10 protein-coding genes are annotated in these 10,008 nt (G+C 71.2%); 5 read left to right on the top strand and 5 right to left on the bottom strand.

The features are described 5' to 3' along the window. Positions 1 to 108: 108 nt before the first annotated feature. A complete protein-coding gene (locus ACGFMK_RS43490) occupies positions 109 to 681 on the bottom strand; it encodes a hypothetical protein (protein WP_392776032.1) in 573 nt (190 codons plus the stop codon). 246 nt (positions 682 to 927) lie between these two features. On the opposite strand from ACGFMK_RS43490, the gene ACGFMK_RS43485 reads away from it, so the two are divergent. Next, a complete protein-coding gene (locus tag ACGFMK_RS43485; protein ID WP_392776029.1) occupies positions 928 to 1,503 on the top strand; it encodes a dihydrofolate reductase family protein in 576 nt (191 codons plus the stop codon). A gap of 33 nt (positions 1,504 to 1,536) precedes the next feature. Continuing rightward, positions 1,537 to 2,163, top strand: a complete 627-nt coding sequence (locus ACGFMK_RS43480) for an alpha-ketoglutarate-dependent dioxygenase AlkB (protein ID WP_392776026.1) — start codon at positions 1,537 to 1,539, stop codon at positions 2,161 to 2,163. Between the two features lie 48 nt (positions 2,164 to 2,211). Here the strand turns inward: ACGFMK_RS43480 and ACGFMK_RS43475 are convergent, their stop codons facing one another. Continuing rightward, positions 2,212 to 3,489 carry a cytochrome P450 gene (locus ACGFMK_RS43475; RefSeq protein ID WP_392776024.1) on the bottom strand — a complete coding sequence of 426 codons (1,278 nt, stop codon included), beginning with the start codon at positions 3,487 to 3,489 and terminating at the stop codon, positions 2,212 to 2,214. Positions 3,490 to 3,625: 136 nt separating this feature from the next. Here ACGFMK_RS43475 and ACGFMK_RS43470 point away from each other — a divergent pair, with 136 nt between their 5' ends. Then, on the top strand, positions 3,626 to 4,414 hold the full coding sequence (locus ACGFMK_RS43470) for a methyltransferase domain-containing protein (protein ID WP_392776021.1): 789 nt from the start codon (positions 3,626 to 3,628) through the stop codon (positions 4,412 to 4,414). Between the two features lie 3 nt (positions 4,415 to 4,417). Here the strand turns inward: ACGFMK_RS43470 and ACGFMK_RS43465 are convergent, their stop codons facing one another. Then, a complete protein-coding gene (locus ACGFMK_RS43465; protein ID WP_392776018.1) occupies positions 4,418 to 6,079 on the bottom strand; it encodes a peptide-N4-asparagine amidase in 1,662 nt (553 codons plus the stop codon). Positions 6,080 to 6,213: 134 nt separating this feature from the next. Between ACGFMK_RS43465 and ACGFMK_RS43460 the strand changes: the two genes are divergently transcribed. After that, a complete protein-coding gene (locus ACGFMK_RS43460) occupies positions 6,214 to 7,209 on the top strand; it encodes a LacI family DNA-binding transcriptional regulator (protein ID WP_392776015.1) in 996 nt (331 codons plus the stop codon). A gap of 1 nt (position 7,210) precedes the next feature. On the opposite strand, the gene ACGFMK_RS43455 is transcribed toward ACGFMK_RS43460, so the two are convergent. Continuing rightward, positions 7,211 to 8,053, bottom strand: a complete 843-nt coding sequence (locus tag ACGFMK_RS43455; protein ID WP_392776012.1) for a 1-aminocyclopropane-1-carboxylate deaminase/D-cysteine desulfhydrase — start codon at positions 8,051 to 8,053, stop codon at positions 7,211 to 7,213. A 62-nt stretch (positions 8,054 to 8,115) separates the two neighbouring features. Here ACGFMK_RS43455 and ACGFMK_RS43450 point away from each other — a divergent pair, with 62 nt between their 5' ends. Next, positions 8,116 to 9,324 (top strand): MFS transporter, encoded by a 1,209-nt coding sequence (locus ACGFMK_RS43450; protein ID WP_392776009.1) that lies wholly within the window; start codon positions 8,116 to 8,118, stop codon positions 9,322 to 9,324. 12 nt (positions 9,325 to 9,336) lie between these two features. Here the strand turns inward: ACGFMK_RS43450 and ACGFMK_RS43445 are convergent, their stop codons facing one another. Next, the gene (locus ACGFMK_RS43445) at positions 9,337 to 9,987 is read right to left on the bottom strand and encodes a DUF6193 family natural product biosynthesis protein (RefSeq protein ID WP_392776006.1); all 651 of its coding nucleotides are present in this window, start codon (positions 9,985 to 9,987) and stop codon (positions 9,337 to 9,339) included. Positions 9,988 to 10,008 lie beyond the last annotated feature (21 nt).

Genomic DNA, 10,008 nt, shown 5'->3' with positions numbered 1-10,008 from the left:
GCCGGCGGGATCTTCAAACCGCGCCACACCACGGCGGCACGGCTTGAAGATCCCGAGACGGCTTGACGCGATCAACAACTGCAAAACAGCAGGTCAGCCCGATACCGCCTACTTGTGCCAGAACCTGACGCCGCTCCACGTCACGGTGATCGGGCCCGCGCCGCTGGAGGTCCGGTAGCTGCCGAACTTGTCGTAGTAGCTGCCGCTCGGGCTGGAGATCGTCTGCTGGAGCGAGCCGTTAATGTACACCTTGTGCGAGCTGCCGACCTGGTTGATCGTGTTGACCCGCACCGAGGTACCGACGGTCGCGCCGCTGCCCAGCGTCGCCCCGCCTTCCACGGCGTACATCCGGCCGCCCTTCTCGACGGCCAGCAGGAAGTACGGCCCGGCGTCCGAGCCGTCCCGGAAGGTCTGCTTGAGACTGATCCGGGTGCCGGTCATGCTGGTGATCTTGAAGGAGCCCTCGAACTGGTGGGTGCCGCCCGTGTACGTGTCGTAGCGGCGTTCCGCCCGCTGCTCACCGCTGCTGCTGGAGCAGGTGAGCTTGAAGGTGAGCCCGGACGTCGAGCCGCAGCCGACGTTCTGGGTTTTGTAGCCCGGCGAGTCCGAGGTCCACGTACCGCCTCCGACCTGGGCTTCCGCCGTCGGGGCGAGCACCGCCAGCCCCGCTGCGACCGTCACGAGCACTCCCGCACCGCGAAGTCTGCGCACCGTCCAACCTCCTGTGTGACCAGAGGCGGCGGTGACGGGACATAGGTTCAGACCTTTGTCCGGCTTGAGAAGACTGTACGAGCCGGGGGCCCCGCGGACAAGACCCACTTCCCCCCGGACAAACGCGTCAGAAGTTTTCCCGCGCGTGCTGTCGAATCCTGCGGAGCCCGTTCGACACACTGGTGAAAGCAAGCTTGATCAACCAAGGAGCACCCCATGCGCACCCTGATCTCCACCTCGTTCGTCTCGCTCGACGGCGTCGTCGAAGGACCCGGCGGCGAGCCGGGCTACCGCAACTCGGGCTGGACCTTCAAGGACATCGAGTTCGACCCGGCCGCCTACGCGATCAAGGGCGCCGAGCAGGACGAAGCCACGGCACTGATGATGGGCCGGGTCAGCTACGAGGCGTTCGCGCCGGTGTGGCCGGGCATGACCGTCGAGTTCGCCGGGTACAACGCGATGCCGAAGTACGTCGTGTCGACCACGCTGCAGGAGTCCGACCTGGTCACGAACTGGGGCGAGACCACCATCCTCCGCTCGCTGGACGACGTCGCCGCGCTCAAGGAGACCGAGGGCGGCCCGATCATCGTCAACGGCAGTGCCGCCCTGAACCGGGCCATGGCCGACGCCGGCCTGATCGACCGCTACCACCTGCTGCTGTTCCCGGTCCTGCTCGGCGCGGGCAAGCGGCTGTTCAGCGACACCGACAAGGACAAGCAGAACCTCAAGCTGGTCAGCAGCGAGGCGTACGGCAACGGGATCCAGAAGCTGGTCTACGACGTCGTGAAGTAGAACAAGTGTTCGACTGTGGTGTACGGTCGGGGCATGACGACACCGACACTGCAGGCATCGCTGTTCGGTGAGTCGGGCCCCGTCACCCTCCACCCGCTCGCCCCCCGGCGCACCGGCCTGGGCGCGGGCGCCTGGGTCGACGTGCAGCCCGGCTGGCTCGACGGCGCCGACGAGGTGTTCACCGAGCTGGTCACCGGCGTCCCGTGGCAGGCGGAGCGGCGGCGGATGTACGACCGGCTGGTCGACGTCCCCCGGCTGCTCTGCTTCTACCGCGAGGCCGCCCCGCTCCCCCACCCCGTGCTGGCCGAGGCGCGCGCCGCGCTGAGCGAGCACTACGCGGGCGAGCTGGGCGAGCCGTTCCGCACGGCCGGCCTGTGTTACTACCGTGACGGCCGCGACAGCGTCGCGTGGCACGGCGACACGATCGGCCGCGGCAGCACCGAGGACACGATGGTCGCGATCGTCTCGGTCGGTGCCGCGCGCCAGCTCGCGCTGCGCCCCCGCGGCGGCGGCGAGTCCCGGCGCTACGCGCTGGGCCACGGCGACCTGATCGTGATGGGCGGCTCGTGCCAGCGCACCTGGGAGCACGCGATCCCGAAGACGAACCGCGCGGCCGGGCCGCGGATCAGCATCCAGTTCCGGCCGCGCGGGGTTCGCTGAGCACTCCATGGAGGATGGGCTTCACCGAGCGGCGCGTGCCGCTTTGATTCAGCCGACGAGGACCGGCAGCTCGTCCAGACCGTACACAATGGACACCTTGCGGAACGAAAGCTCGTCGGCCGGTACGGCCAGGCGCAGGTTCGGGAACCGGCGCACGAGCGCGGGGTACGCCGTGCGCAGCTCCATCCGGGCGAGCTCGGCGCCGATGCAGCGGTGGATGCCGTAGCTGAACGCGAGGTGCGACGTCGGCTCGCGGGTGGCGTCGAAGGTGTCCATGCCCGGGCCCAGCTTGGCGTCCCGGTCCGCGGCCGACAGCGACACCAGCACGATGTCGCCCTCGCCGATGTGGACGCCGGCGATCTCCATGTCCTGCTTGGCGAACCGCGGGAACGCCATCTGCACCACGGTCAGGTACCGCAGCAGTTCCTCGACGAAGCGGTGCACGGACTCTTCGTCACCGCGGACGGCGTCGAACGCCTTCTCGTCGCGCAGCAGCACCAGCGCGCCGAGGGCGAGCATGCTCGCCGTGGTCTCCAGGCCGCCGGTGAGCACGCCGTCGGCGAGGCCGGCCAGCTCCTGGTCGGAGATCTCGTCGCCGTGCTCCTTGATCAGCATGCCGAGCAGGCCGTCACCGGGCTCCGCGCGCTGCTTCTTCACGATTTCGAGCAGGTAGGTCAGCGATTCGGACATCGCGCCGAGCGAGGCACTCGCGCCGCCGAAGAGGTCGAACCGGGCGGTGCTCAGGCGCTGGAAGTCTTCGCGGTCCTCGTAGGACACACCGAGCAGTTCACAGATGGTGAGCGACGGGATCGGCAGCGCGAACGCCTGCCAGAGGTCGACGGGGCCGTCGGCCGCGGCCATCGCGTCGAGCTGCTCGGCGACGATCTCGTCGATCCGCGGGGTCAGGCGGTTGAGCCGGCGCATGGTGAACTCGGGCGTGAGCAGCTTGCGCAGGCGGGTGTGCACCGGCGGGTCCGCGAAGCCGAGGCCGCCCGGGTTCTGGTCCTCGGTCACCCCCGCGCTGCCGACGAGGTTGGTGAAGTCGCTGGAGAACTCTGTCACCTTGCCGAGCACGGCCTTCGCCTCGTCGTACCCCGTGACCAGCCAGGCGTTCATCCCGAACGGCAGATCGAGCTTGCTGATCGGGGCTTCGGCCCGGATCGCGCCGATCTCCGCGACCGGGTCGAGGCCGTCGCGCTTGAGCGGCAGCAGCGCCGAATCGGGCAGGAAGGACGACATCTTCTCGAGGTCGAAGCCCTTTTTCGACTGCCACGCGAGGTAGCGTCGGCCGACCCAGCCCAGGACCCGCGAGCGGAGACTCCCCATGTCTTCGACAGTACCCCACTAGCCCGATCGGGTGAGCGGGCACGAGACGCGGTTCACCTGACCGAAACCTGGCCGGGGCGCCCGTGTCCGAAGTGGACGGGTACCCGCACGGCGCCGGCCGGGCCATGCTGGGGTGATGAACCGCTACCTGCTCGACAACCGCAGTCCCGAGGCCGGCGAACGGTTCGCGGCGCTGGCCGAGCTGTTCGACCCGTGGACCTTCCGGCACCTCGACGACCTGGGGCTCGGCGAAGGGTGGCGGTGCTGGGAGGTCGGTGCCGGCGGCGTCTCGGTGCCGCGCGGCCTGGCCGAGCGCGTCGGGACCAGTGGCCGGGTGCTGGCCACGGACATCGACGTGTCGTGGGCCGGGCCCGCGGCGGGCGGCGTGCTCGAGGTACGCCGGCACGACGTGCTCCGCGACCCGCCGCCGGCGGAGACGTTCGACCTGGTCCACGCCCGGCTGGTGCTGGTCCACCTGAAGGACCGCGCGGCCGCGATGCGGGTCATGGTCGACGCGCTCGCGCCGGGCGGCCGGCTGGTGATCGAGGACGCGGACCCGGCTCTGCAGCCCCTCGCCTGCCCGGACGAACGCGGCCCCGCCGAAGCACTGGCGAACCGGCTGCGCACCCGGATGCGGACGCTGATGGCCGAGCGCGGCGCGGACCTCGCCTACGGCCGCACGCTGCCCCGGCTGCTGCGCGAGTCGGACCTCACCGACGTGCGCGCCGAGGCCTACTTCCCCGTCGCGTCCCGCGCGTGCGCGGTCCTGGAGGCGGCCACCGTCCGGCACGTCCGCGACCAGCTCCTGGCCGCGGACCTGGCGACGCCCGAGGAAATCGGGACGCACCTCGCGAACCTCGCGCGTGGTGACCTGGATCTCATGCTCGCGCCGATGATCACCGCGTGGGGCCGCAAGCCGGCCTGAGCCTCACCTGCGCGGCGGCAGCTCCCGGTTCCGGGTGATCCGCCCGTGTTCGCTCGCGACGTAGTGGAAGTACGGCCGGCCCAGATCGTCGGGGCCCGTGTAGAGCGTCTGGGACTTCCCGTCGGCTTCGGTGTTGACGCCGTTGGTGCGGGCCAGCACGCCGGACGCGGACAGCCATTCCCGGGACGCGCGCACCGGCCGCCAGGTCCGGCCGTCGCCGGTCAGGTCACCGAGGATCTTGGTCATCTCGGCCGAGCCGGAGATCCGCAGGTTCTGGTCGTCGGTGATGTTCGCGGTGGCGTCGGTGGTCAGCGGGTAGGACCAGGTGTGCCGGTCCGCCGCCCGCACCCGGCCGTCCACAGTGGACGTCGAGGTCTGCTGGCCCGAATCGGCCTGCACGACGTGCTGGGTGAAACCGCCGCCGGTGACGTCGTCGCTGTTGCGGTAGTCGCGGGTGCGCTCGACGCGGGTGTAGACGCGCCCCGCCGAGGTGTCGACGTACCCCGCGGTGACGTCGTGGCGTTTCGCCGTGACCGTCGCGTTGACGCCGCCGGCGATGTCCTTCACCGTCGTCTGCCGCGCCGGCGCCGCCGCGACGTCGTCCTGGGTCAGGGCGCCGGACGTCCGCGCGGCGTGGTCGTCGGTGGTGAGCAGCAGGGTGGGCACGACCGTCCACTCGCCGCCGATGTCCGGCACGGTGAACGACAGGTCGTGCGCGCCGCCGTCGACGAGCTTGCCGACGAACGGCGTCACGTCGTAGGTCTCGGAATGCAGGCTGAAGGTGTCGATCGCCACGATCGGGCGCCACAGCTGCGGCACGATCCCGCCGGAGTAGATGTGCGGGAAGGTGAACGCCGAGCCGGCGGCCGTCCCGTCGATCGCGAAGTTCGCCTCGCGGTAGGGCCCGTGGCCGCACATCCCGGCCGCCGGGTACTTCGCCGAGACCTCGTCCGGGACGTCGTCGAACCACTGCTCGTCGCAGGCGTGGCCTTCGAGGGTGACCTCGAGCTGCGCGCGGGTGATGTTGCGCGGCAGGTCCTTCGCGGTGAAGTGGACGGTCGGCGCCGCGGGGGTCGCGTCGGCGTGGCCCATCCCCGTGACGTGGTCGGCGACGTCGGGAGCGGGGTGCTTCCGGTCGGCGCGGTAGTAGGTGAGCGTCACGGTCTGGGCGTAGACGCCGGTGTAGACGGCGGAGGTGAAGTTCTCGATGCCACCGCGGAACGGCTGCGGGGTGCGCAGCAGCGCGCTGTACGGCGTGAGGTCCTTGTCGAAGTGGTAGGTGATCGGGCGGTTGCCCTCGCCGCTGGGTTCTTCGGTGGTCCCCCACCAGACCTCGGCGTCACCGATCTTCAGGTCGCCGATCCGGTCGTACTGCCGCCCGCTGACGGTCACCGTCTGGTCCATGACGACCTTCGCCCACGGCCCGGCGCAGGCTTTCGGCGGCGTGAGCGTGCCTTGGTAGAACTGAGAGGTGCCGTCGGCGGCGTTGGAGCGGAAGGCGTCGGCGAGCGTGACGGTGCAGTGCGGCGTGTCCGGCCGGGTCACCGCGGGCGCGGCCAGGACGGGGTCGTCGGTGTCGTGTTCGAGGACGGGGTCGGCCGAGGCGACACCCCCGGAGACCGCCGTCATCAGCAGCAGGGACAGGACGATCGTGAAGATCCGCACCCGGACTCCTCCCAGTGGCAGGAAACGCGAGTCGAATCCTAGTACCGCGATCATGCGACTTATGGTGGGAAACAGCCGTCAGTGAAACGTTTCATCACCGTGCTAGGCTTGGTCTTTCTCAGCGAGGGGGTGCGGTGGTCGGCATCAAGGACGTCGCGAAACGGGCCGGCGTCTCGATCGGCACGGTGTCCAATGTGGTCAACCGGCCGCACGTGGTCGCGACCGCCACCCGCAACCGGGTGCTGTCGGTCATCGAGGAGCTCGGGTACGTCCGTGACGAATCCGCCCGGCAGCTGCGGGCCGGCAGCAGCCGGATCATGGGACTGCTGGTGCTGGACCTCGGGAACCCCTTCTTCGTCGACGTCGCCCGCGGTGCCGAGCAGGCCGCCCACGCCGAAGGCCTGAACATCATCACCTGCAACAGCGGCCAGCGCTCCGACCTCGAAGCGTCGTACCTGGCGATGTTCGCCGAACAGCGGGTCCGCGGCGTGCTGCTGAGCCCGGTCGGGGCGTCGAGCGAGGCGCTGCACGCGTTCCGGCGCAGCGGCACGCCGTACGTCTTCGTCGACCGCAAGGCCTCGACGAGCGAAGCGAGTTCGGTCGCGGTCGACGACGTCGCCGGCGGCGCGCTCGGCGCCCGGCACCTGCTGGAGACCGGCCACGACCGGATCGCCTTCGTCAACGGGCCGGCCATCCTCGACCAGTGCCGCGACCGCGAGCAGGGCGTCCGGTCGGTGCTGTCCGGTTCGGCGGCCGAGCTGACCGTGCTGGAGGGGCTCGGCCTCGACGTCGAGTCGGGCCGGGACGCGGGTTCCCGGCTGCTCGGCATGAGCCCCCGGCCGACCGCGGTGTTCTGCGCCAACGACCTGCTCGCGCTGGGTGTGCTGCAGGCCATGGTGGGCGCGGGCGTGCGCGTCCCGGAGGAGATGGCGATCGTCGGGTACGACGACATCGAGTTCGCGGGCGCGGCGGCGGTCCCCCTGACGTCGGTCCGCCAGCCCGCGCGGCGCCTCGGGCGCACCGCCGCGGAGCTCCTGCTGGCGGAGACGGCGGACACGAAGGCGGAACGCCAGGCGGTCGTGTTCACCCCGGAGCTGGTGGTCCGCGAGTCGACCCGGGTGCGCCGCTGAGCTATCCGGCGACGACGGCCACGATCGTCGTCCCGGGCGCGAAGTCGTCACGGCGGATCCGCCGCAGGAGGCCGTACATCATCTTGGCTTCGTAGACCCGGTTGAGCCGCAGGCCGTGCCGGGCCTCGAAACCGTCGACGAACGCGTCCAGTTCGGGGGTGCGGCGGGCGAAACCGCCGAAGGCGAAGTCCGTGTCGACCGACCAGTCCCCGCGACGGCCGCCGTAGGTCCCGGTCTGCAGCCGCGTGACGTCGGCGTCGAGGAAGTCGCCTTTGAGCGCCGAGAAGCCGAGGGCGCGCTGCCCGGGCGCGAGGGCGGCGGCGATCCCGGCCAGTGTCGTGCCGGTGCCGCAGGAGCAGGCGATGACGTCGAACGGGACGTCGATCTCGGCGACGAGTTCTGCGCAGCCACGGACCCCGGCCGGGTTCGCGCCGCCTTCCGGGATCAGGAAGAAGTCGCCCCAGGCACGACGCAGGGCGGGCAGTGCGTCGGCTTTCGCGCGGTACGCCGTGCGGTCGAGGTAGGTCAGCTCCATGCCGTGGGCGACCGCCGCGCGCAGGACGTCGTTGAGCGGCCGGTGCTCCTCCCCGCGCACGACGCCGACCGTCTCGAAGCCGAAGTGGTGCCCGGCGGCGGCCGTGGCGAGCAGGTGGTTGGAGTAGGCACCGCCGAACGTCAGCAGCCTCTTCGCGCCGGCCGCGTCGCGGAGGTTGTGCTTGAGCTTGCGCCACTTGTTGCCGGGCAGCTCGGGGTGGATCAGATCGTCGCGCTTGAGGAGGACCCGCGCGCCGAGGCCGGGTTCCCGCAGCTCGACCAGTGGTGAGGGCAAGCGGAGCTGATCCACGGTGCTCAGCCTAGAGCGTAAATGGTTTGAGTCCCCCGCGATCGTTAGGCAAGCTAACGATCATGACCAGCAGATGGGTGCGCCTCCAGGCCGTAGCGGTGTCCGGTTCGGCTGCTGAGGGGCTGCTGCTGGCGGCGCTGCCCCTGCTCGCGGTGTCGGTCACCACCGATCCGCGTGAGGTGTCGCTGGTCAACGTCGCCGGGCAGGCGCCGTGGCTGCTGCTGTCGCTCTTCGCCGGGGTGCTCATCGACCGCGTGCGGCGGACCGCCGTGCTCGCCTGGGCCTACGCCGTGCAGGTCGGGGCCGCGCTGGTGCTGGCCGCGGTCGCGTCGGCCGGGCTGCTGAACCTGCCGGTGCTGCTCGTGGTCGCGTTCGTCGTCACCTCCGCGCAGGTGCTCGGGGACGGCGCGAGCGGCGCACTGCTGCCCGAGCTGGTCGAGCCGGACCGGCTGGCCCACGCCAACGCGCGGCTGACGGTGATCGACCGGGGTGTGGTGCAGTTCGTGGTGCCGCCGGCGACCGGGTTCCTGGTCGCGGTCGGGACCGGGGCGCCCGCGTGGCTGGCCGCCGCCTTCGCGCTGGTCGCGCTGGTGCTGGCGCGGCGGATCCCGTCGGAGTCGGTGGCCCTCGCGCGGACCCACCCGCTGCGGGACCTGTCGGCCGGGCTGGCGCACCTGGTCCGGACGCCGCTGCTGCGCTCGATCACGATCAACGTCGCGCTGGGCTCGTTCGCCGCGAGCGCGGGCAACTCCATGTTCGTGCTCTACGCGACGCAGGTTCTGCACGTCGGCTCGGTCGGCTACGGCCTGCTGCTGGCCTGCCTCGCGATCGGCTGGGTGCTCTCGTCGTTCGTGGTGCAGAAGATCGTCGACCGGCTCGGCTACTCGTGGTCGATGCGGCTGGCGCAGGGCCTCGGCGTGCTGCCGGCGCTGCTGCTGGCCGTGCTGCCGCCGTGGCCGCCGCTCATCGGCGTCGTGCTGGTCTTCCTGACCTCGACGGTGCTGGTCTGGAACGTCTGCTCCCAGTCCAGCCGGCAGCGCTTCACCCCGGCGCCCCTGCTCGGCCGGGTGCTGACGAGCCACCGCGCCCTGGCCTGGGGCCTGACCCCGCTGGGCGCGATCACCGGCGGCCTGGTCGCGGCGCACTGGGGCCTGCGCAGCGTGTGGCTGGTTTCGGCGGCGATCCAGGCGGTGAGCGCGGTGCTGGTGTGGATCACCCTGTCCCCCGCGGCCTTCCGCCGCACCGAAGAACTCGCCGCGGCCCGGGCCTGAGAACGACGACGCTCAGCGGCGGTCCAGCACGGCCACGCACACCCGGACCGCCTCCGCGGCGTCGTAGGTGACGGCCGGCTCCTCACCCCGACGTTCGCAGACCTCGAACCGGCCACCGCCGGCCGGGCGCACCCACGGACCGCGCACCCGGGACGGCGCCGCGGTCGGCCGGAACGACAGCGTGTTCACCGACTTGGCCGGGTACATCCGCCGCAGCCTCGGCTCCCGCATCGCCGCCTCGACGAACCCGCCCAGGCCGTCCTGGTCGTACACGCGGTACAGCTGCCACTGGAGCTCGATCGGGTCGCCGCTCTCGTACGCGTCGGCGACGGCGACGAAGTCGGCGAACGGCCACGCGGCGGCCAGCTCACGCGCGGTGGCGCCACTCAGCCAGACCGCGGAGGCGCCGGTGACCTCCGCCAGTTCGGTCGTCGACAGCCAGCTCAGGGAGCGCCCCCGGACCTGGTGCCGGACGCGGAACAGCCGCCGGTCCGTGATCGGGATGACGGAGACGGCGCGGTCACCCTTCCTCACCGTGGCCGTGAGGCCGCCGAAGGCGCCCGCGGCGTCGCTCATCTCGATGGCGCAGCCGGGACACGCGGCCCGCAGCACGGCCTCGAGGCCACCGGCGTCCGCGAGTTCTTGAAACGGTGCTTCCCCCATATAACCCAAGATAACCGGCTC

Origin of the sequence: Amycolatopsis sp. NPDC049252, from assembly GCF_043197175.1 — a bacterium.
Classification (GTDB): domain Bacteria; phylum Actinomycetota; class Actinomycetes; order Mycobacteriales; family Pseudonocardiaceae; genus Amycolatopsis.
The sequence above is the reverse complement of the archived record's forward strand: the minus strand, read 5'-3'. Positions and strand labels throughout refer to the sequence as shown.

What these genes read in the sequence shown, in the direction of transcription:
- ACGFMK_RS43485 (WP_392776029.1), top strand. Translation starts at nt 928, where the DNA reads ATGCGCACCCTGATCTCCACCTCGTTCGTCTCGCTCGACGGCGTCGTC.
- ACGFMK_RS43480 (WP_392776026.1), top strand. Translation starts at nt 1,537, where the DNA reads ATGACGACACCGACACTGCAGGCATCGCTGTTCGGTGAGTCGGGCCCC.
- ACGFMK_RS43475 (WP_392776024.1), bottom strand. Translation starts at nt 3,489, where the DNA reads ATGGGGAGTCTCCGCTCGCGGGTCCTGGGCTGGGTCGGCCGACGCTAC.
- ACGFMK_RS43470 (WP_392776021.1), top strand. Translation starts at nt 3,626, where the DNA reads ATGAACCGCTACCTGCTCGACAACCGCAGTCCCGAGGCCGGCGAACGG.
- ACGFMK_RS43450 (WP_392776009.1), top strand. Translation starts at nt 8,116, where the DNA reads ATGACCAGCAGATGGGTGCGCCTCCAGGCCGTAGCGGTGTCCGGTTCG.
- ACGFMK_RS43445 (WP_392776006.1), bottom strand. Translation starts at nt 9,987, where the DNA reads ATGGGGGAAGCACCGTTTCAAGAACTCGCGGACGCCGGTGGCCTCGAG.